This is a genomic window from Thermococcus chitonophagus (genome assembly GCF_002214605.1).
In the GTDB taxonomy this organism is placed as follows: Archaea; Methanobacteriota_B; Thermococci; order Thermococcales; family Thermococcaceae; genus Pyrococcus; species Pyrococcus chitonophagus.
Genome location: NZ_CP015193.1, coordinates 527,914 through 549,590 on the forward strand (window position 1 = coordinate 527,914; position 21,677 = coordinate 549,590).

General features: G+C 42.4%; 23 protein-coding genes. 11 read left to right on the forward strand and 12 right to left on the reverse strand.

What is annotated here, in order from left to right:
• Positions 1–4: 4 nt before the first annotated feature.
• The 6 genes from A3L04_RS02850 to A3L04_RS02870 form a co-directional block, all read right to left on the reverse strand.
• Positions 5–937, reverse strand: a complete 933-nt coding sequence (locus tag A3L04_RS02850; protein WP_068576541.1) for a sodium:calcium antiporter — start codon at positions 935–937, stop codon at positions 5–7.
• Positions 938–956: 19 nt separating this feature from the next.
• The gene (locus tag A3L04_RS11420) at positions 957–1,025 is read right to left on the reverse strand and encodes a hypothetical protein (protein ID WP_331711204.1); all 69 of its coding nucleotides are present in this window, start codon (positions 1,023–1,025) and stop codon (positions 957–959) included.
• A 288-nt stretch (positions 1,026–1,313) separates the two neighbouring features.
• On the reverse strand, positions 1,314–1,478 hold the full coding sequence (locus A3L04_RS11215) for an ATP-binding protein (protein ID WP_231963845.1): 165 nt from the start codon (positions 1,476–1,478) through the stop codon (positions 1,314–1,316).
• A gap of 437 nt (positions 1,479–1,915) precedes the next feature.
• Entirely contained in the window at positions 1,916–2,989 is a 1,074-nt protein-coding gene (locus A3L04_RS02860; protein ID WP_068576543.1) for a hypothetical protein, read from the reverse strand.
• A 47-nt stretch (positions 2,990–3,036) separates the two neighbouring features.
• The gene (locus A3L04_RS02865; protein ID WP_068576545.1) at positions 3,037–3,474 is read right to left on the reverse strand and encodes a chemotaxis protein CheW; all 438 of its coding nucleotides are present in this window, start codon (positions 3,472–3,474) and stop codon (positions 3,037–3,039) included.
• Positions 3,471–4,535, reverse strand: coding sequence for a methyl-accepting chemotaxis protein (locus A3L04_RS02870; RefSeq protein WP_084448912.1), 1,065 nt, complete (start codon positions 4,533–4,535; stop codon positions 3,471–3,473). The genes A3L04_RS02865 and A3L04_RS02870 overlap by 4 nt, the downstream gene beginning before the upstream one ends.
• 381 nt (positions 4,536–4,916) lie before the next feature.
• Between A3L04_RS02870 and A3L04_RS02875 the strand changes: the two genes are divergently transcribed.
• Genes A3L04_RS02875 through A3L04_RS02920 form a run of 10 tightly spaced genes read left to right on the forward strand, consistent with a single transcriptional unit; the run spans position 4,917 to position 15,349 of the window.
• On the forward strand, positions 4,917–5,756 hold the full coding sequence (locus A3L04_RS02875) for a CheR family methyltransferase (protein ID WP_068579458.1): 840 nt from the start codon (positions 4,917–4,919) through the stop codon (positions 5,754–5,756).
• Entirely contained in the window at positions 5,749–6,111 is a 363-nt protein-coding gene (locus tag A3L04_RS02880) for a response regulator (RefSeq protein ID WP_068576550.1), read from the forward strand. Before A3L04_RS02875 ends, A3L04_RS02880 begins: the two co-directional genes overlap by 8 nt.
• Positions 6,112–6,121: 10 nt before the next feature.
• Entirely contained in the window at positions 6,122–7,228 is a 1,107-nt protein-coding gene (locus A3L04_RS02885; protein WP_068576554.1) for a protein-glutamate methylesterase/protein-glutamine glutaminase, read from the forward strand.
• The gene (locus A3L04_RS02890) at positions 7,200–9,512 is read left to right on the forward strand and encodes a chemotaxis protein CheA (RefSeq protein WP_068576555.1); all 2,313 of its coding nucleotides are present in this window, start codon (positions 7,200–7,202) and stop codon (positions 9,510–9,512) included. The genes A3L04_RS02885 and A3L04_RS02890 overlap by 29 nt, the downstream gene beginning before the upstream one ends.
• Complete coding sequence (locus A3L04_RS02895; protein ID WP_068576558.1) at positions 9,505–10,140, forward strand: chemotaxis protein CheC; 636 nt, start codon at positions 9,505–9,507, stop codon at positions 10,138–10,140. Before A3L04_RS02890 ends, A3L04_RS02895 begins: the two co-directional genes overlap by 8 nt.
• Entirely contained in the window at positions 10,137–10,763 is a 627-nt protein-coding gene (locus tag A3L04_RS02900; RefSeq protein WP_068576559.1) for a chemotaxis protein CheC, read from the forward strand. Before A3L04_RS02895 ends, A3L04_RS02900 begins: the two co-directional genes overlap by 4 nt.
• On the forward strand, positions 10,763–11,254 hold the full coding sequence (locus A3L04_RS02905; protein ID WP_068579462.1) for a chemotaxis protein CheD: 492 nt from the start codon (positions 10,763–10,765) through the stop codon (positions 11,252–11,254). The genes A3L04_RS02900 and A3L04_RS02905 overlap by 1 nt, the downstream gene beginning before the upstream one ends.
• 13 nt (positions 11,255–11,267) lie before the next feature.
• Positions 11,268–13,514, forward strand: coding sequence for a methyl-accepting chemotaxis protein (locus A3L04_RS02910; protein ID WP_068576561.1), 2,247 nt, complete (start codon positions 11,268–11,270; stop codon positions 13,512–13,514).
• 37 nt (positions 13,515–13,551) lie between these two features.
• Positions 13,552–14,310: a hypothetical protein gene (locus tag A3L04_RS02915; RefSeq protein WP_068576563.1), complete on the forward strand. Its 759-nt coding sequence runs from the start codon at positions 13,552–13,554 to the stop codon at positions 14,308–14,310.
• 13 nt (positions 14,311–14,323) lie between these two features.
• The gene (locus A3L04_RS02920; RefSeq protein ID WP_068576565.1) at positions 14,324–15,349 is read left to right on the forward strand and encodes a CheF family chemotaxis protein; all 1,026 of its coding nucleotides are present in this window, start codon (positions 14,324–14,326) and stop codon (positions 15,347–15,349) included.
• On the opposite strand, the gene A3L04_RS02925 is transcribed toward A3L04_RS02920, so the two are convergent.
• From A3L04_RS02925 to A3L04_RS02935, 3 genes are read right to left on the reverse strand one after another with little or no spacing between them, the layout of a single operon-like run.
• Entirely contained in the window at positions 15,324–16,028 is a 705-nt protein-coding gene (locus A3L04_RS02925) for a DUF257 family protein (RefSeq protein ID WP_068576567.1), read from the reverse strand. The two genes, A3L04_RS02920 and A3L04_RS02925, sit on opposite strands and share 26 nt — an antisense overlap.
• A gap of 40 nt (positions 16,029–16,068) precedes the next feature.
• Complete coding sequence (locus tag A3L04_RS02930) at positions 16,069–17,364, reverse strand: glycerate kinase type-2 family protein (RefSeq protein ID WP_068576570.1); 1,296 nt, start codon at positions 17,362–17,364, stop codon at positions 16,069–16,071.
• 11 nt (positions 17,365–17,375) lie between these two features.
• Positions 17,376–18,518 carry an RNA ligase gene (locus tag A3L04_RS02935; RefSeq protein ID WP_068576572.1) on the reverse strand — a complete coding sequence of 381 codons (1,143 nt, stop codon included), beginning with the start codon at positions 18,516–18,518 and terminating at the stop codon, positions 17,376–17,378.
• 120 nt (positions 18,519–18,638) lie between these two features.
• Here A3L04_RS02935 and A3L04_RS02940 point away from each other — a divergent pair, with 120 nt between their 5' ends.
• Complete coding sequence (locus tag A3L04_RS02940) at positions 18,639–19,442, forward strand: PIG-L deacetylase family protein (RefSeq protein ID WP_068576574.1); 804 nt, start codon at positions 18,639–18,641, stop codon at positions 19,440–19,442.
• Here A3L04_RS02940 and A3L04_RS02945 read toward each other — a convergent pair.
• Genes A3L04_RS02945 through bgaS form a run of 3 tightly spaced genes read right to left on the reverse strand, consistent with a single transcriptional unit; the run spans position 19,435 to position 21,545 of the window.
• The gene (locus tag A3L04_RS02945) at positions 19,435–19,884 is read right to left on the reverse strand and encodes a type II toxin-antitoxin system VapC family toxin (protein ID WP_068576576.1); all 450 of its coding nucleotides are present in this window, start codon (positions 19,882–19,884) and stop codon (positions 19,435–19,437) included. The genes A3L04_RS02940 and A3L04_RS02945 overlap by 8 nt on opposite strands.
• A gap of 3 nt (positions 19,885–19,887) precedes the next feature.
• On the reverse strand, positions 19,888–20,097 hold the full coding sequence (locus A3L04_RS02950) for a hypothetical protein (RefSeq protein WP_068576578.1): 210 nt from the start codon (positions 20,095–20,097) through the stop codon (positions 19,888–19,890).
• Positions 20,094–21,545 (reverse strand): beta-galactosidase BgaS, encoded by a 1,452-nt coding sequence (gene bgaS, locus A3L04_RS02955; protein ID WP_068576581.1) that lies wholly within the window; start codon positions 21,543–21,545, stop codon positions 20,094–20,096. Before bgaS ends, A3L04_RS02950 begins: the two co-directional genes overlap by 4 nt.
• Between the last annotated feature and the right edge of the window lie 132 nt (positions 21,546–21,677).

Genomic DNA, 21,677 nt, shown 5'->3' on the forward strand with positions numbered 1-21,677 from the left:
GTTCTCACGCGGGTATATACACTTTTCCCTGGGTTAGCAGGTACAGGAAGTATCCATAGATGAGGAGTAGTACAATTGCCGTCTTTCTTCCGACCTTGTGGTTTCTGAAGAGGGAGACCGTAAGGACGAGCATTACTCCTAAGGTTATCGGCATTACAACCTTCATTATTGACTCATCGACGGTTATTGGTCTTATAACTGAGGCTATCCCAATGACCATGAGGATATCAAGTATGTTCGCCCCAATTATGTTTCCAACGCTCACGTTGGGTATCTTCTTCAGGGTTGCAGTGAGTGAGTTTGCAAGTTCGGGAAGTGATGTCCCTATTGAAACCAAGGTCACGCCTATAACGACCTCTGGAATGCCCATTGCTCTGGCGATTTTTACGGCGCTGTCAACTACCAATTCCGCCCCGGCTATTACCATTCCTCCCGAGAGGAAGAGTATGAGTACTTCTTTGGCTACGCTACCGTTGCCTCCCTCAACTTCCTCCAAGGTAATGTGCTTCTTGTAGAGGTATCCCAGGAAGAGGAAGTACAGGAGTATTAGGGTGATTCCATCTACCCTTGATATTACGCCGTCAGACATTAGGAACCATGCGTAGATTGAAACCCCAAGCATTATTAGGGAGTTCTCACTCGCTATCTTATCCACCTTGAGGGGCATTATCATGGCTGAAACTGCCAGAATTAGGGCTATGTTGGCTAGGGCACTTCCCACAGCATTCCCCAGGGCAATCCCGCTGTTGCCCTTGTAAGAGGAGATTGCCGAAACAGTGACTTCTGGCAGTGTTGTAGCTATACTTGCCAAAACTAGGGCTATTAAAAACTCGCTAACACCAAAGGCTTTAGCTATTCTGGTTGCAGCTTCAACGAATATATCACTCCCCTTTATTAGTAAAGCTAGGCCAACGATGAACGCTATGATCTCTATCACTTCTCCTCCCGGTTTCGGATTATATCATGTCCTTTAAATATTTCCTTATAGCGTTCAGCTCTAGCCTTCCCTGTGGTCTTAACATCATCCTTCTCGGATCCAAGAAAAGGATGTTTTATCTAATCAACTACTCAATATCTTTGCTTATTTCAAACCTCCTTATTGATTCTTTATTTTCAAACTCCGATAGAACCTTTGATCGCCCTATTGCAGAGTTCCTCATCCCGGTTTTTTAGGGTCGCAAGGGAGAATGCCAGCCAGCTTGTCCTCTCTCCAAGTTACTCTTAGTAGGTAGATAGGTTTTCCCAATCTCTCTTTCCTTGGGATTAAATCCGTTGCCCCTTAGGAATCTCATATAGTTGTTTCCTCGTTGAAGTCATCCACGAGAATGTATTGGGCCCTTCCTTGTAACATTGCCTCTCCATATCTTTTGGACAAATAGACTGTCTGACGTTACAACAAAAACATGGGCGAGGTGGCTCTCTTTCGTTATGTGGATGAAGATGTTGAAGAGCTCGTATATCAAGGATCCATCCAACATTTAGGCCTCCCAATAACTTGAAGCTCGTCGAGAATAAAAATGGGGTTTTCAAGCCCCTCTAATCTCTTATAGGAGTGTTGCAATGTAAGAAAAGGCGTTTTTGGCTTTTCTCTCTTAGAATTTCTTTAAGGAGCTGGTATGGTATTGGCATCCCAGGACTTCTCCCGCGGAGAGTGCTATGGAGGCTACTTCTTTAAGTGTTTTTTCTTTCTTCTGAATCTATTGAAAACAGGAACATCCAAAAATTCATCGTAGCTTGTTACCGGTGTTCTCCTGAGGTTTACATAATATGTATTCTTTGGGAAGCCTCTTGAGGAACTCGAGAACTAGTGCAGTTTTCCGGAGCTTTATTGGCCCATACACCACGTAACCACTGTGGCTCATTGGTCACTATGGAGGACAGTTCTTTTAGCTTGCTTTCCTTGTTAAAGAACATTTTAGACACCCAAGTCCTTTAGTATCTTCTCTATATCCTTAAGTCTGTCTTCCTCTTTTTCTTCCTCGATTTCAACGTTCCCTAGCGTTGTTATGAGTTCCTGTACCTGCTTTTCGAGCCTCTTGAGTTCTTCAAACTGAAGCCTCAGCTTTTCGTAGAACTCCTTCTCGATTGGTGTTACTGGGATTGGGCTCTCTATCTTCTCTGCTATTTTGTCTAGTTGACCAGTGAGATCATAAATAGCCTTGTGAATTCTTATGAAGCTCTTTTCAGGGCTTAGCTCCTTACCATCTTCGCTCATCGGTAGCTTAAGCCTCTTTATTCCAACTATGACGGACGTTAAAGCTGAGTACACTTCATCTTCGGGCATTGAGATCACGGCGAGCTTCCTCAGCTCTTTAAGTAGCTCTATTAAAGTCTCTTTCAGTTTTTCAAACTCTTCAACGCCCTTGCCAGTCAAAACGTAGACCTTGGCCAGATCCCTAAGAGAGAGAAGGGCTCTCTTTGCTTGTAACAGTCCATCCTGTATCCTCTCCGGCGGAAGGTCGATAGTCAGCGTGAGAAGGTCAAGGAACTCTTTAAGCTCTTCCTCTTTCTTCTCTTCAAGCGTCTGCTCGAACTTCTCTATCTCCTCCTGTAGCTCTTTGAGTACCTCTTCTTTAACTGAATCCTTCACCTGCTCTTTCAAAACCTCCGGATCGAGTTCCCTAAGCTTTGCCATAATCTCATCAAGCTTCGAAGGTAAAGGCTCAAGGGCAAGGACTTTTGATCTTAACTCTTTATACTCCTTCTCGAGAGAAGAGATCCTATCTTGAACGCTCTTAATCTTCCAAGAAATAATTTCGTCAACAGATTTCTCTTCTTTCTTACTCTCCTCAATTATCTTATCCTTAAATTTCTTGAGTTCGTCCTGAACCCAGGATTTTATTTTTCCAAGCTCGCTTTCCTGCTCATTAATCAAATCCTTGAGCTCGAAGTATTTTGAAGTTACCTTATTCACCGTGCTGTTAACATAATAAATTAGGAATCCAGAGATACCAATGAAGAGCAGAGCTAGGGCTATGTATCCCAGCATCTTAGTCCTCCGTGTCTATAGTTGGTTAACTTAAATTAAAATTTATGCTAAATGCTCTCCCCTAATAGCTTGTCTAGGTCGAGCATTATGAGTAGCCTTTCGCCGTTGTTTATCTTAGCTATTCCTTTTATAAACCTCATGTCTACCTTCGAGGCAAGAGTCTTTGGTGGTTGCTCAATCTGATCTTCAGTGAGGGTTAGAACATCCGATACGGCATCCACTATAACTCCAACGATCTCGCCGTTTACTTCAGCGATTATTATCTTCTTGTTGCTTAGATCTTCATCATCATAGTATCCGAGGAGCTTTTTGAGGTTCACTACAGTGGTTATCTGACCTCTGAGGTTTATTACTCCCTCTACGAAGTCTGGGGCGTTTGGAACCCTTGTTATGGGCATCATCTCCTTTATCTCTCTGACCTTGGATATCTCCAGGCAGAACTCCTCATTTCCCAACCTGAATGCAACAACCTGAATCTCCGTCACTTTCTACCACCCCTTACATTTTCTATTTCTTGAAGAGCCTTGTCAAGTTCCTCCTTTAGCTTTTCTGCATTATCTCTTATTGTATCTAGGGTCTCGAGAGAAGATTTAATTGTCTCTACAAGCTGGGTCGCAAAATTCAAGTTATCAGAAACGTCTTTTGATATGGAGTCTATCTTTTCAACGAGCATCTGAACAGAGTTTGCTTGCTCGTCTATCCCTTCTGACAGCTCTTTTACCATGTTTGCTGTTTCATTGGCTCTCCTAGCAATATCATCGAACGCTGCTATTAGCTCCTGTATTGCATCTTTTACCTCCTGGGTTACTCTCGCATTTTCCTGAATTGATTCAATTACCCTGTTTATGTTCTCTTGCATCTCCCTTATCAAGTCCCTTATCTGCTCTGCAGATCTCTTAGACCTGTCTGCTAGCTCTCTTATATTCTCAGCTACAACTGCGAAGCCTTTTCCAGCTTCTCCTGCCCTTGCAGCCTCTATGGCTGCATTTAGCGCGAGTAAGTTTGTCTGTCCAGCTATGGAGGTTATAACGTAGACGATCTCGTCTATCTTTTTTGAATAGTCTGCAAGAATATTTACGGCCTGTCCCATTTCCTCACTAACCTCGCTTATTCTGGCAACCTTTAGTGCGGCGTTATCAGAAATTTCCTTACCCTTCTCTGCCATCGATGCAGATTCAAGCGCGAACTCTGAGAGTTGTTGAGCTTGAACGTTCATCTCCTCTATACCTGCGGATAAAGTTTGAATGTAATCATTTACCTCGGCTATCTTCATGCTTTCATTTTCCAACCTTGATACCAATTCATTAGTTGTTTCTAGGTCCCCTACCTGAACAGATTCGAATTCTCTTTCTAAGTTTTCGGCGGTTTTTCTAGCTTCTCGTATGTGTACCTCAACTTTTTCTAACACCTCTACGGTTCTTTTTGGTCCGTATATAGGTCTTCTTAATCTCCTTTTGACTTCCTCTAGAACCTTGGCATCTTCCTCTAGCAACCCGAGTGGGGGCTTTGGATCCTTGCCCTCTAGAACCTGCCTTAGGTAGTTCATTACTTCCCTAAATAAATAGTCGTTTTTCTCCCTTTTGCCTGAATTAACTAGGAAGATGCCAGTAAGGGGGAGGAAAAATAATCCCAACTTTCTCGCCTCCTTGGAAAGTTTTTAATTGATCATCATCGATATTGGAGCAAGTGTAATTTCAACGATTACGACTATAATTTGGCCAAAATCTGATAAAAAGTTTTCGTTATGCTACATTCATAAATTTGTGTAGTTTCATGCCTTTATTCACCAGTTAGAAAGACCTACAAGGGTACCTACACAACTACGTGCATAAAAATATTTTTATTAAAGGTTTGCGAGTATTGTATAAGGAACGAAAACCTCTTTAAACGCTTGGATATCCCTCAACAACTCGGAGAGGGACTGATGATGCAATCCCAGAAAGGATATGAATTGATTAAAGCCGAAATTTTCAAGCGGTTAGGCGTTAGTATGGATGCTTATAAGGATTCCTACCTTCAGAGGAGAATTAGAGCTAGGATGAGAAAGCTTGGGATTACGGACTACATGGAGTACTACCGTTTGCTAAAGACGAATAAGGATGAATTCGAGGAGTTATTGTTCACGATCGCAATAAATGTTACCGAATTCTTTAGAGACCCAATAGTCTGGAAGACATTTCAGAACAAAATACTGCCTGAGCTGATTGACTTCAAAAAGAAGCAGGGAGTAAGATCGATAAAAATCTGGAGTGCTGCTTGTTCGACAGGACAGGAGCCATATTCAATTGCGATGACACTTTACGAGGTTTTGGGTCAGAACCTTGGGGGGTTTAGGGTCTCAATACTTGCAACTGATATAGACAGAGAGGCACTTCAGGCTGCTATGAAAGGTGAGTATCCAGTTGATGCCGTCGAAAAACAGGTTCCTAGGCACATGATTCCCAAGTACTTCGAAAGAATAAGTGAGGAGAGATACAGGATAAAACCCTTCGTCAAGAGACTTGTAACCTTTAGGTGGCTTAACTTGCTGTCCTCACCTTATCCGAAGGGCTTTGATGTGATATTCATTAGGAACGTGCTTATTTACATGAACAGAGAAGCTCAAGAGGAGATATTCAAAAAGCTTTATGATTCTCTTGAGGATCACGGTTATCTTATCCTAGGTAAAACCGAGACAATCCTGGGAAATGCTGCGAAGTTGTTTAAGCTTTACGATCTCGTTGCTAGAGTATATAAGAAGAATTTGGAGGTGAAGAAGCATGGCTAGGATATTGATAGTTGACGATGCGGCCTTTATGAGAATGCTCCTGAAGAAAATCCTGACCCAAGCAGGACACGAGGTTGTTGGAGAAGCAAGCAATGGAAAGGAAGCAGTGGAGCTCTACAAGAAGCTAAAGCCAGATCTAGTGACTATGGACATAGTTATGCCAGAAATGGACGGAATAACCGCTGTTAAGGAAATAATGAAAATTGATCCAAACGCCAAGATAATCATGATCACTGCAGTTGGTCAGGAAGCTAAGGTCATGGAGGCCCTGAAGAGCGGGGCCAAGGGATACATTGTCAAGCCATTCCAGGCTCAGAAGGTCATAGAAGAGGTAAACAGAGTATTATCATCGTAACGGTGGTAACATGCCCCTGCTTAACAAGAAAATCAGAGTGTTAGTTGTAGATGACTCAGCGTTCATGAGGAAGATACTCAAGGATATCATAAACTCTGACCCAGAGCTCGAAGTTTGCTGTGAGGCAAGAGATGGCGTTGAAGCAATAGAGATGGTTCAGAAGCACAGGCCCGATGTTATAACCTTAGACATTGAGATGCCAAGAATGAACGGTCTTGATGCTCTTAGGATAATCATGAAGAAGTACCCCACCCCTGTGATCATGATAAGTGCATTGACCCAAGAAGGCGCCGAGGCGACAATAAAAGCCTTAGAATATGGTGCAATTGACTTCATCCCCAAGCCCTCCTCTTCAATCTCAATAAACATGCGAGAGATGAAGGATGAGATCATAGCGAAGATCAAGGAGGCGGCAAAGGTTCCAAGAAGGTTCCTTGAACTCAAGAGGATAAGGCTACTAAGGGCGCAGAAAGTTAGGAGAACTAGGCCCTCAGTGCCCGCGAGGATTGCCGTCGCAATTGCCGCCTCAACTGGTGGTCCTCAGTCCCTCCTCAAGATATTCCCGAAGTTTCCCGAGGATTTAAAGGCGGGAATACTGCTCGTGCAGCACATGCCCCCAGGGTTTACCAGGTCTTTCGCGAAGAGGCTTGACAGTGTATCTAAGATTGACGTTAAGGAGGCCGAAGAGGGTGACGTGGTTGAAGAGGGGAAGGCCTACGTTGCTCCCGGTGATTATCACATGGAGGTAACGTTACGAAATGGAAAGCCCGTAATTACCCTGAACAAGAAGCCTAAGATCCACGGTGTCAGGCCTGCAGCCGATCCTATGATGATCACTGCAGCTCAAGTTTTCGGCAGAAGAACTGTTGGAGTTGTCATGACTGGGATGGGAAGAGATGGAGCACAGGGAATTGTGGAAATAAAGAAGAAGGGTGGAATAACAATAGCTCAAGATAAAGAGACGTCGATAATCTTTGGAATGCCCAAAGCTGCCATCGAAACTGGAATGGTTGATTACGTAGTTCCTCTGGATAAAATACCTGAGACAGTGGTTATGGCCGTGAACAAGATACGAGGGGGTGGTGTCATTGGAAGACCTTTCACAGTATCTAGATGAATTTCTAGCGGATGCGAGAGACAGAATTGACAGCCTTAGCAATGCCATCCTTACCTTAGAGAAGATAGTGAAGGAGGGAGGTAGCGAAGAAGAGAAGATGGAGCTCATAAATCAGATATTCAGAGATGCTCACACGCTTAAAGGTACTGCTGCAACCATGGGCTTCATGAAGCTCAGTGAAACCGCTCACAAAATGGAAAACCTTTTTGATGCGATAAGGAATGGTCAGGTTGAGCTTACACCAGAGTTAGTTGACCTCGTTCTTGAGTTCCTCGATGCCATTGAGGCTATGGTAGATAATATTGAAGAGACTGGTAGTGAAGGCGATGTTGACGTTTCAGAATTGTTTGCGAGAGCAGATGAGTTTATGGGAAAGGCAGGTGAAGAGAAAGTAGAAGAGAAGAAGGAGGAAAAGCCGGTAGAAGAAGAGAAGAAGGAGGAGCAAGAGAAGCCCGAGGAAGAAAAGCCTGTAACGGGTAAGGTATATCATATAAAGGTTTACTTCCAGAAAGACGCCCCCCTCAAGGGAGTGAGAGCATTCCTAATTCTCTCGGATTTAGAGGAGAGAGGGGAGGTACTCTGGACAAATCCAGATAGGAGAGTTATTGAGGATGGTAACGCTAATCAAGATGTTATAGAATTCAAGGTCGCTACTGATGCTCCCAAGGATGAGCTTGAAAAAGTCATTAAGAGACATCCTGAAGTTGAGAGAGTTGAGATACTAGAGGAAGGCGAGGAGAAAAAAGAAGAAAGTGGTGAGAAGGAGTACATAATCAGGGTATTCTTCCAGCCTGATGCGCCACTTAAGGGACCTAGGGGATACCTTATTCTCCAAGACTTAGAAAAAATTGGTATGATAATAGAAACTAATCCCAGCAGGCAGGATATCGAGAATGGGAACTTTATCGAGAACAAATATTTTGAGGTTAGGCTTAGAACCCAAGAGAGTGAGGATAAGATCAAGGAGATACTCAAAAAGCATCCTGATGTTGTGAGCTTTGAGATTTCCACAGGAGAAGAGAAGAAAGAAGAGAAAACTGAGAAGGGAGAGAAAAAGCCTACAAAGTCTCAACAGCCACCAAAGCAGCCGAAAAAGCCTTCAAAAATAGAAACTCCTAGAGTTAAGGTTTCTAGGATAATTAAGATCGATGTTAGTCACCTTGACAAGCTGATGAACCTCGTTGGTGAGCTCGTAATCACGAAAGGTAGGTTAGAGCAGATAGCTGAAAGACTCGGTGACAGGGAGCTATTGGAGACTCTCTCAACTCTATCAAGGTTACTCACTGAGTTACAGGACGAAATAATGGAGATGAGGCTAACGCCAATAGCAGAGGTCTTCAACAAGTTCCCCAGGATGGTTCGTGAGCTGGCGAGGAAGATGGGCAAGGAAGTTGAGTTCATAATGGAGGGTGCCGATATAGAAGTTGACAGGACGATTCTCGAGAAACTTGGAGATGCTTTGGTTCACCTGCTCAGGAATGCTATTGACCACGGAATAGAGCCTCCTGAGGAGAGAGTTGCCAAAGGTAAGCCAAGAACTGGTAGGGTTGAACTCATAGCGAAGAGAGAGAGGAATCACGTTGTTATAATTGTTAGAGATGACGGTAGGGGAATAGACCCGGAGAAGGTTAAGAAGAAGGCCATAGAGAGAGGCTTAATTACCCCAGAAGAAGCGGCGAGTTTAAGCGATGAAGAGGCCATCAATTTAATATTCCTGCCAGGATTCAGTACCGCGGATAAAGTCACCGATGTCTCTGGAAGAGGCGTTGGCATGGATGTGGTCAAGGAAGTCGTGAAGTCAATGAATGGTACCATTACAGTTCAGACAGAAGTTGGGAAAGGTACAACGTTCATTCTTAAGCTACCAATCAGCATGGCGATTATACAGGCCCTCCTCATTAGAGTTCAGAATGAGGTCTATGCAATACCAATTAACAACATTCTCGAGACAATCGAAGTTGAACCATCGATCCTCAAGACAATCGGTGGTAGGCACGTTATAGTCCTGAGGGGAGAGATAATCCCAGTTGTGATGCTACACGAACTCTTCGGTCTCCCAACACCCGACGTTGAGAGGTTCCCTGCTATAATCGTCGACTATGGGGCCCAGAAGGTTGCAATAGGGGTCGATGAGCTGTTGCACAAGAGGGACATAGTCATCAAGAACCTTGGCAAGTTCCTATCTAACATCAGGGGCTTTGCAGGGGCTACAATCCTGGGAGATGGAAGTGTCGTTCTCATCATAGACATTGGCGGTTTACTCGGAGGTGGATATCATGGCTGAAACCGAGAATTTTGAAGAGTACATCAAAAATTTAGACGAATTTGCAAAAAGTGCCTTAGTTGAAACTTTCAACATAGGCGCCTCTCACGCTGCAACTGCTTTAAGCCAAATGACAGGTAAAGAAGTCAACATCTCCGTTCCAAATCTGAGGATAGTCGCAATAAAGCATGTTCCTGAGATCGTGGGAGAAGATGTTAAAGTTGCCGTCTACATAGAACTCGGAAAAGACTTCAGTAGCCATGCTTTCTTCATTGCAGATTACGATGACGCGCTTAAAATGTTTGACATAATAATGGGCAATCCCCCCGGAACGACGAAGGAAATGGATGAAATGGTTAAGTCTTCATTTATGGAGATGGGGAACATTTTAATTTCAGCTTTTGCAAATGCTCTCAGTGAGTTTCTCGGAATAACAATAGAGCAGAGCCCTCCGAGTTTGGCTATAGATTTCCTTCCTGCTATTCTTGACTTTGCATTGGCGGACATTGGGAAATACTGTGATTATACTATCATCCTTGAAACTAAGATAACAATTAGTGGGGTTGAGTTCGAAGAGCACTTCTTACTCTTCCCGAAACCTGAAGATATGAAGAAGATTCTTGAGAAGCTGATGGGGGGATTAGCATGAAGAAGAGCGAGTGGTATAAAGACATATTTAAAGAAGCATCAAACATAGCGATTTCCCATGCACTAACAGCCCTCTCCCAGATGATAGGCGGCCCTATAGAGATGGAGCCACCTGAAGTTGAGATAGTTTCTAGGGTGGAATTCCTCAAAAGACTAGCTGAGAGAGGAGTTTCCCAGGGATTCACTGTCATGTTTGATATAACTGAAGGTCTCTCTGGATTGACAATTCTTCAGTTCCCTAAGCAGAGTGCCCTAAACATCACCGCTGTATTAATGGGCATGGAACCTGGGAGTCTAACTGAACTTGATGAGATGGGTAAATCAGCAATAATGGAAGTTGGGAATATCTTAATCTCAGTTTATACTGATATCCTCTCGAACCTAATTGGGGAGCCTGTCTCTCTTAGTCCTCCTAAGCCCGCAGAATCTCTATACGATATTGAGAAGGAGCTTGGAAGACCAGACCTCAGGGATGTTGAGAGTATTATAATTTTCAAGTCTCGTTTCCACAAGCAAGACATAGGTGTTGAGAGTTTCTTCTACATTGTTCCGACTCCTGAATCCTTTACTAAGCTTGTGAAGAAACTAGAAAGCCAGGTCATTGAAGAGGTCGAGAAGCAATGATGGTTCAGGAGATCAAAGTTGGAATCGGTGATTATGCAGTTGGTAAAGGTAGGGGAATAATAAGCACGTATGGGTTAGGTAGCTGTGTCGGTATCACCCTTTACGATAGGGTTACCAAGGTCGGCGGATTGTTGCATGCCTTACTTCCTGAAGCTTCGAGGTATGGAGGCAGAGGAAATCCTGCCAAATATGTGGATACGGGGTTACAATTACTACTTAAGGATGTCCTAAAGCTTGGAGCTTCAAAATTTAGGCTTGAAGCTAAGCTCTTTGGAGGAGCTCACATGTTCGACAATGTAAAGAGTGCAGATCTCATGATAGGTCAGAAGAACGTTGAAGTAGCAAAGCGGGAGCTCAAAAGGCTTGGAATAAGGCTTGTCGCTGAAGATACTGGTGGAAAGGGGGGTAGAACAATTTACTTGGATTTATCCACTGGAAAGGTTCGAATGAGGAAAGTCTCAGGAGGAAAAGTTATTGAGAAAGTCTACTAGGGGGTGGTGAAGGATGGAGTTCAAGAAGAAAGTTGCAGGGACAGTCATTGTAGGGATGCTATTACTTGCACTAATTTCAGGAGCACTAATGCTTTACGGTTCAAAGAGGGCAGCTAAAAGTGCTACAGAAAGAGTATTACCGGTAATGCAGAATTTCGCAGAGAAGGAGGTTTTGGCAGAAGTCAACAGAATAGGTGGGCAGTTTGATGCATTCTTTGAAGAAATAATAGCCCTGGGAAAAGTAGCTCAGAATATGGTATTAAATTCCCTGCAAGATATGAAAACAATTTATGGAACAGACTTTGGAGAGCCAGGCTATGACAAAGTTCTAAGGATGCTGTTATTAAGCAGGTTTAAGTTGATTCAAGAAGCTGAGCCTAGGATATACTATGTCTACTTTGGAGACATAAATGGAAATATGTACATGTACCCTCCAGAGGAACTTCCTCAGGGTTACGACCCAAGAGAGAGGCCATGGTATAAAAAGGCAGTTGAGGCAGGTCACGCAGTCTTTACTGACCCCTACCCAGATGCCACAACAGGAAAGTGGGTAATCACATATGCGATTCCGGTATACTACAATGGCCAGCTGATAGGGGTTATTGGGCTTGACGTGTTTATAGACACGCTTGTCAAAGAAATAAAAGAATCTAAGGTTGGGAAAACAGGTTACGCCTTTATATTAAACAAAGATGGTCTTACAATAGTACATCCAAACGAGGAATACATAATGAAGCTCAACGTGAACGACTATCCTCAGCTTAAGCCTATAGCCGACTTCCTCAAGAGTGGCAAGGAGGAGGGAATAATAACCTATGAATGGCAAGGAGTAAAAGTAATAGCTGCGGGTAGGAAGATTAAGGGCGTTGATTGGTACGTGTTTGCGAGAGCCCCAGAAGAGGAAATCACTGGGCCTGCACTGAATGCTATTTCCCTAATGGAGAAGGACATGCAGAAGAGCGCGCTACTGACGGTTGCAATATTAATAATACTTGCAATAGCGTTCATCGTGATTATGTACAGGATCATTGCTTCATCTCTAAAGCCGCTCATAAGCCTGGCCGATGTTGCTCAAGCGCTTGCTGAGGGTAAATTGAGTGAAGTTAGGGAGAAGCTCTCGAGAATCAGGTACCTTGAGAATGACGAAATTGGTGCACTCATAAGAGCATTTGAGGCAGTAGGAAAAGACATGATAGGGGCCCTACAGGCAATAAGCCAGAGACTGGAGAGGTTAGCCGAGGGAGATTTGAGTAACGGCCTGAGCGTTGAAGCTAAAGGTGAACTTAGAGAAGTCATTGAAGACGTCAAAACAGTGACTCAGAAACTCAAAGAGACCATGGGAGCCCTAGTTGAAATGACGAATGAGCTTGAAAAGAAAGCGAATGTCCTTGCTCAAGTTGCTAATGATGTGACAGAATCAATAAACCAAGTTACAGAGGCGATCCAGCAAGTTAGTACCGAAGCACAGAGGCAACAAGAGACTATTAACGAGATAACAGAGGGAGTAAGGCTCGTCTCACAGGTCAGCGAGGAGAGCGTTAGGGCTATGGATGAGTTTGAAACGGCTGTCAATGAAGTCGTCAACATAGCCAATGAGGGTAGCAAGAAGGGAGACGAAGCTCTCCAGAGGATAAGTGATATCCAGGAGATGATGAATGCAATCGAGGAATCAGTAAGTAAGGTTGCTGAGATGAGTAGGAACATTGAGGAGATAACAAACGTAATCACCAACATAGCTGAACAGACTAACCTTCTGGCATTAAACGCGGCAATTGAAGCTGCTAGAGCAGGAGAAGCTGGTAGAGGGTTTGCAGTAGTCGCTCAGGAGATTAGAAAGCTTGCCGAGGAGAGTAAGCAGGCGGCTGATAACATTAAGAGCATAATTGACCAGATTACTGACGAAATAAGAGAAGCAGTTGAAACAACGAAGAAAGGAGTACAGGTCATTGGAGAATCCTCCGATACGCTCAGGGATTCAATAAGCTACCTTGGTAACATAGCAGAGTTACTTCAAGAAACAAGTGACAGAATGGGTAATGTTAAGTCCCAGATAGTTAAGACACAAGAAGAGATCGAAAATGCACTTAGAGCTCTTGAGAACCTCGCTGCAAGCGCTGAAGAAACCACCGCAAGTGCAGAAGAAGTCAGCTCTGCGATGGAAGAGCAAACTGCTGCTATTGAAGAACTTAGAAGGGCCTCCCAGGATCTCAAAGACATCGTGGACAGGCTGAGGGCAGTTATATCAAAGTTTAAGCTTTAGTTTTTCCCTATTTCATAATTTTTGGGAGGTGATGTGAATGGATATCCTAACAATAATTGTCTTGGTGGTCGCGGTAGTAATTGCAGTGCTACTATCTTCAATGCTAATATCCAGCATGCTTTCAAAGCAGATGAGAGCTATCCAAGCAATGATAGCGACCAGTACCCTTGAAACACCAACTAGAGAAGTTACTACTCCAACGAAGTCCATTGGAAGCAAAAAGGCTGAGGAAAGCTTTGAAAAAGAAAGAAAGAAGGTTTTCCAGGGAGGAGTTAATGAGGAAGAGATCCTTAAGAAGTTGAAGCAAGTTATAGACGAGAAAGTGCAAAATGTGCTGAATGAGGCTAAGCGGAAGAAAGAGAGACTACTAATGTTGCTTGATGTTGCAAGGGGATACGCTCTAGGTTTCATAAGCGAGGACGAATATAATGCATTCCTTATGAAAGTCTTGGCGGAACTTGATGAGTTCAAAAGACTATGGCTTGCAAGGTTTCCCTCTCAAAGTGATAGGGACAGACTAAACCAGATGATAAGCTACGTTGCTAGAACTAAACTGCCCATAGAAGTCAGGGAAAAGGGAAAAGAAAGAACAATAACTTTATCTCCCGATGAAGCGCTTATAAGGATAACCTCAAACATCAACAGCGCACTTTCAATACTAGATGATCTTATAAAGAAGAGGGGTGAAAATCCTGCCGTAACGCCACTTGAAATCCAACTTAGTCAAGAAGTTGAAAAGTTGAGAAAGAAAGTGGAGCAACTTGAGGCGAGGCTTCAAGAACTAGAGGCCCTCTAATGGGGGCACAAATATGGCGATAGCTGAAACTAGAGTTAAAGTGGCTATTCAGTCCTCTTGGAAAAGCCTGAGGGGGGTTAGTTGGAGAGATGCCATAGCCCAGTTAGACTCGGATAGGCTTATAATAAAATATCTAAAAATGGGCGAGGTAGTTGGCGAGGACAGTTTTCCATTTTCGGCGTTGAGTGATATTAATGTTAGGATACCTGATGAAGTTAAGCTAAATCCTGAGAAAGAACACTTTGGAATGAAATTCTATATCCCCACGAGAGGAGAACTCCTTCTTATTCTAACGATAGAGGAAAATCTCCTCATATATGACGAAAAGAAGTTTTTGGAGTTCATACACAAGATATTTGAAACGCTAATCAATGGAAAGCCTGCAATGATACAGCTCGCGAGGATAGTTGGTGGAGCAATAAATATGGAGTCTAAGTGGCAGAAAGGATGGCTTAGGGTAGTTAAGGTAAAATCAGCCAGGACACAAAAGACTGAAAGGAGTGTCGTTGTTATTACTGAGGAAAAGAAGCCAGTTTCAATATTCTCGGATATTGAGGATATAGAAATTGAGGAAGTCGATATGGATGGCAAGAAAGTTAGAGCGTGGAAGATAAGACACTATCACATTAACCAGAGTGTTACATCTTATCTCTATATCCCCGAAAGACAAACTCAATTGTTCGTGCTTAGATACCTTCTAAAATACAACCCTGGGTTAATGGAGTTTATAATGAAGATAGCGGATGACTTTCCAACGCTGAAAGCAGAGTTTCAGGAGTTCATGGAGAGAGAATTAAAGGAACTTGAGGCTTTAGATGAAATGGAAAAGCAGATATTGGTGGCCCTTTACTCTGGAATAGATCCTTTAGAGTTGCACCAATTCTTGGGCGTTAGTGAGAAGGAAATTGAGGAAATATATGATAGAATGATTGACAAGGGGCTTTTGAAGATTGTTATGATCCGAAAAGTTGTTGATTTAACAAACGAGGGAAGAAGGCTAGTAAACAAACTACTCAAGTACGGACTTGTTTCAATGTAAATAGCAGACTCATGATAGTTGGAGTTGTTATCTCTATTGTTCTTTTTATAATCCCAACTATTGGCATTTTTTCAACTCTGAATACTCCCGCCCCTTCTCTAGGCTCAGCTTTAACTACTGTAGTCGCTATTCTCTCAAGCTCTGGTAGGGGATCTAGTGGGAGCTTTTTTGTGACACTGGTGTCAATTACATAGATTGTTATGATCTTCTTATGCCCTAATAGTTTTTGTGTTTCAATTATTATCTGATAGAATTCGCTAAATCTTGAGAGCAAGGCCATTAGTCTTTCACACCCTAGGACTAGAACAATAACACTCTCCTTCTTGTCCTTTAAGTACTCTTCAAGAACGTCTCTGTATCTCTTTACATAGAGTAGATGCTCTCCGGCAACGCTAATTCTTTTTATGACCTTTCCAACATTAATTGTACCTCCAACCTTTATTACGGGAGTTTCTTGGAATATGTCTTGGAAGCCAAGTATCTTGAGGTGCTCTGAGAATACATGCAGTGTGTCGAGCATGTCAACTATAACGAGTTCTCTGCCCCTGAGCTCTGAATATTTCTCTAATAGGACTGCAAAGAATTCTGGGCCATAAGAACTTGATTCAGCTTTCATTAGTACTAGTTCCCCTGGGTTAAGAGTGTCAAGTAAGTTAAAAAGTTCATTCATGGACTCCATAAGAGTCCCCCACACCAAAACTTATGAATGCAGGGGATATTTAAGGTTTCCCAATTATTGCAATAACTATTGAGTTTACATTGGTGCCTGTTGGTCCCGTAAAAAGTAGGGCCCCAACTTTCTTTAGGGTTTCATAGGCATTATGAGTAAATAATTCCTTCTCGACGTCAATTCCTGCGTTTCTCAGCTTTTCATACGTTTCTCCATCAACTATTCCTCCAGCGGCGTCAGTTGGTCCGTCTGTTCCGTCTGTGTCGAATGCGACTATAGTAACGTTAAGGCCAGCTATCTTCCTTGAAGCACTAAGAGCTATTTCCTGATTTGGTCCCCCCTTTCCACTTTCTCCTCTAATTGTTACTGTTGTTTCTCCTCCGAACACTAAAACTACTGGGGGCTTAAAGGGCCTTTTTCTTTCAAGGATCTCCCTAGCTATAGATGATATAAAGATCCCTGCTTCTCTTGCTTCACCCTCTAAAACTGTGGTTAGAATATGAGCGTCGAATCCCCTCTCTTTGGCTTTCCTTACAATTGCCTCACAGGACTTGGAATTGCTTGCCACTAGGAAGTTGTATATGTTTGGAAGATCCTCTTTCAGAGTTTCTTCAATTTCTCCCTTTAATCCCTTCTCTATTACCATTCTAACACTTTCTGGTATTTCCTCCCATATTCCATACAGTTTAAGTATCCTTTCTGCATCTCTAAAAGTCGTTGGATCTTTAACCGTCGGGCCCGAGGCTATAGCTTCCAAGTTGTCTCCCACGACATCTGAGATTATAAGAGCTATTCCAATACCTTTAATTCTCTTTGCAAGTTTTCCTCCCTTGACCTTTGATATGTGCTTTCTTACGGTATTTATCTCATGGATCGTTGCTCCACTTTTTATTAGAAGTTCGTTTGTTTTCTTTAGATCTTCGAGGGTTATTCCCTCTTCTGGGAGCTCGAAAAGTGCTGATCCTCCACCTGAAATAAGGATAAATACTATGTCCTCTTCTCTTACCTTGCTAAGAAGCTTGAGTGCCTCCTCAGCACCTTTTATCGAATTTTCATCAGGAATTGGGTGCCCTGCTTCTATGACTTTCACAGTCCTTAAAGGCCTTCCATAGCCGTACTTGGTTACTGCAATGCCCTCTTTGACTTCGACAGTGTCCTCTACAGCTCTAGCCATCTCGCAGGCAGCTTTCCCAAAGGCTATAACGTAAATATCTCCGCTTTTTGTAAACTCCTTTCCATTTACGATCAACTTATTTCCCTGTACTGCTATTGCCCGTTTTACTGCCTTATATGGATCGGCGGCATTTATTGCTTCTTTAACGAGTTCTAATGCCAGTTCCTTCATCTTCTCACCCCTTAGTCAACGAAGGCCTTTCCTCCAATTAACTCTCTAATTTCACTTGTAGCATCTGAATAAACCCTCTTGAAGGTTACCCTCCACATGCCGTTACTTAGTTCTTCTATATCAACTATTTCTATGTTGAGGCCAAGCTTTTCGAAGTGTGTTACCATTTTGTATGCTGTCTCTATCTTCTTTACCCTTATTTTGAAGACTTCGGCAATATCCTCTCCCTGTTCAACATCGAGTATGCTTTCAACGAGGGGCTGGAGTAATGCCATCCCTAAGTCTTCGGCGAGCTTTCTTAGGCTCTCTCCCTTTAGCCTCTTTTCTGCAATATAAAATGCTAGCCTTGAGATTCTGCTTGTAAAGTATCCTGGGGGCAGTTCGTAGAAGACTCTTGCCCCTATCCTTATGTCGTTGATGTTAGCGAAGGGCGTAACGTATTTTACAATCCTCTTCATGTCAGGACTTTTCATGACTATGCCCTCTCTTCCCTCCCTGCTCAGTCTCTCTATTAGCTCGTATAACTCCCCCAAGTCATTTCGCGTGAACTTTCCGAACACTTCAACATGGGGAATTCCATACTCCTCCGCTATTTTGAGCCTTTCTTCAACTGGTAAACTCTTTCCAGTGCCCTTTTCCTGAACGTCAAAGAGAAAGAACATTATGTCTTCCTTAACGTATGGGGGTCCTTCAACAAGGTACGGACTTTCAGGACCTGCCATTTCCCCAACAAGGATTAGATTTGGATTATCTTTAAAGAACTCTTCAGGTACGAAGTCAGCTATCCTCTCTGTTGTAAAGGGGCAGATAAAACCTCCTCTAGTTATCGCCACTATTTTGTCATTGACTTTGGCAACCCTTACATTGTAACCATCGACCTTCTCTTCGACGTAGAATTCCCTGTTCTTGAAGGCTCTTCTTATACCTTCTTCTAGATTAACGACCCTCTTTATATGGGGAAACCCTAAGATTACTTCCCTCTCATTAAAAATCACAGTGCCCCTTCTAAGCTTACCTGCTGAATCTTTGAACCTTAAATACCTAATTCCATCGAATTCGTCTTCAACTATTCCTCCTTTCATTTCTAAAGTTTCTATCCTCTCTTGGGATACTCCAAGCTTTAGGAGTATTTCCTTAAACTTACTGCTGACCATACATTCCCACCGAAGAAACTTCTCTTTGGGGTATTTTAAGTCGTAGGGTTATAAACTGCAAAAATTTTATTAATTGTACATTGTTTATAAGTGAAGGAAATTTGTAGGAGGTGCGCTGAAATGTTCGAGGAGATAAATGATTTTGAGACTGCCTTTAAGAGATTACTCAATGAAGTCCTTGAATTCGATCTCCAGAATCCACTAAAAGACGTAAAGAAGGTTCTTTGTATTGAACCTCATCCTGATGACTGTGTTATAGGAATGGGAGGGACAATTAAGAGGCTAACGGACAGGGGGATTGAGGTGATATACATCTGCATGACTGATGGTTACATGGGGACTACTGATGAGAACATAACAGGACATGAATTAGCTCAAATCAGGAGAAAAGAAGAAGAGGAAAGTGCAAAAATGCTTGGGGTAAAGAAAATTTACTGGCTCAATTACAGGGACACGGAGTTACCTTATTCTCGAGAAGTTAGGAAAGATCTTGTTAAGATAATAAGAAAAGAGAAGCCAGATGGGGTGTTTCTCCCCGATCCATGGTTGCCGTATGAAGCTCATCCTGATCATAGAGCTACTGGATTCTTAGCTTTAGATGCGGTAGCATTCTCACCGCTCCCCAACTTCTCAAATATTGATCTTGATATAGGACTAAAACCACATTCAGTCTCATTTATAGGTCTTTATTATACAAGCAGGCCAAACTATTTTGTTGACATAACCGACGTCATGGATCTAAAACTCAAAGCCATTAGGGCCCATAAAAGCCAATTCCCTGATGACATCTGGGAAACTTGGGAACCTTTCCTTAGAACTGTGGCCTTATACTATGGGCAGAAGGCGGGAGTTAAGTATGCAGAGGGATTCAGAATAATGCCAGGGCTCTTTTATCACATCACGCCCTTTGCTGAACTTATATGAGCTCTTTTTCTACCATTAACTCTACTTCTTTTAGAAATTTATTGAGAGGCATTGTATCCAAGCCAAACCTTCTTATCGGGTCATATCTCTTTGCATCGTCTGCAATTAAGAGGCTTCCTGTTTGAATGGCTGTTGCTGCGGTCAATATATCCTCTATGTCTAAAATTATACCCTTTCTGAGCAGGTTTGCTTCAATTTGTGATGCCCTAATGATTATATCTTCGGTTAATGGGACTATCGTGTAAATATCTTTAAGGATATCAAATTCAAGCTCAACGTTTTTCTTAAGGTATGCCCTTGCTGTTAGGTACCTGTATATTGTGACTATTGATAAATTAACGTTAAACTTTGCCAGGGTTATCTCGAGTATCCTTTTTCTACTCTTCGAATGCATCTTTAGGAGGGCAGCACTATCAAATGTAATTTCTGGAGGAAGTGGCATGATTCAACTCTCCTTTTTCTTTTTGATTATACTGATAAGGGTTTCAGCTTCATCGTCATTCATTACTACTTTGTCGACTTTCTTATCAAGTTCAACTAAGTGCCATGTCTCTATAAGTTTTTGGAGTACTTCGTCATATGATCTGGCTTCTAGCTTGTCCTTTAGCATTTTAATTTTCTTCCAAGTGCTTTCATCAACGGCTATAGTCTTCATTCAATCCCCTCCTCAACAACCTTCTTATAAGTCTCAACGCTCTTTCTTCTTGGAATCCTCTCCTTTGTTATGAGATCAACTTCATAGAGTCCAAACCTTATCTTGAATCCCATAGCCCATTCATAATTGTCCGTTAAAGCCCAGTGGAAGTATCCACCCACTTTTATTCCGTTCTCTATGAGGTTTTTAACCTCCTTAACATGGTCAACGATATACCTTGGCCTTAGGATGTCTTTTGAATCCGCAATGCCATTCTCAGTTATGAAAACGTTCTTGTTATACTCATATGCCTCTGCCGTCGAGTCATAAAGACCCCTTGGGAATACTTCCCATCCAAAATCGCTTGTTGGATTATTGTCGGGAGATACACTGTTTGGATTTCCTGAGTATCCGTATCCCTCAACTCCGACAAATGAAACAAGAGGTAATTCTTCGTATCTTGGCTCTATATACTTCACAACTTCTCTCGTATAATAGTTATTCCCTATCCAGTCGTTTCTCTTTAAGTGAGGTATTTTTACATACTCTCCAGATATCTCTATATCGAGTCTTCCCTTGTTCACCGCCTCTAAGAATAGCCTGTTGTGGAATAAATCATAATTCTCTGCAGCTTTTTGGTCTTTTGGATTATTCGGGTTAAGGGGATATGCTGGTATTATATTTAGGATTATCCCTACTGGCTTATCTGAGAACTTCTTAATTGAATCATAAGCTCTAGCATGTGCTATCACTTGATTTAGAATTACCTTCTTAGCGGCAGTTGGATTTAGTATCCCTGGGGGCCATCCTACATAAGGGGCCAGATAACCCAGCTCTGCGGTTACCATTGGCTCATCAAAGGTTGCCCAGTAGTCTACGTACTCATCAAACTTCCATGCTACATATGCTACAAACTTTGCAAACTCTATTATTGCCTTTTCATCGACCCATCCTCTTGCTCTTGCCTTTTCTATGTTCGCTCTAACTTCAATAGGGTCATGAATCCATACTGGATTAGTTTGATGATTGAGAGTTACAAATGTTGTAAAGCCTAATTTTTTCAGGTTTTTTAGTACATCCATGTAATGTTGTACTTCTCTCTTATTTGCGAGCTCGTCGAGTTGTTCGAGATGCTCTTTCCTTATCTTGATTTTCTTTATGAAGCCATAACCATCTTGCTCTATACTTACATCAACGCTGAATGTTGGGCATGGAAAAATTCTGCTCCACTCTATTGTCAGCTGATATGCGTTTAAACCTAGATTCTTCGCTAGCCTATGATCAATCTCATAGAGATCATAGTTGTTTATTCCTTCCTCTGGGAGATCTCCACTAACAAGCTCATTTTTGATGTTATAAGGATCACGAACCCATATCCACCAGTCGCTTCTTGAGTCGATATTCCTTCTATAAGGATCTCCCATTTCGAATTGGAATGCCGATTGAACAACTCCCCAATAGAATTTCATCATCTTTCCCCAAGTTTACTTTATAGATCCATTCATTTTTATAATTTTTCCAGCCCTGGAACTTGGAGGATATAATTCTGTCTTTTGGTGATGACTGGCAATAACATCAGAACGAATGTAAAAATAAATCCA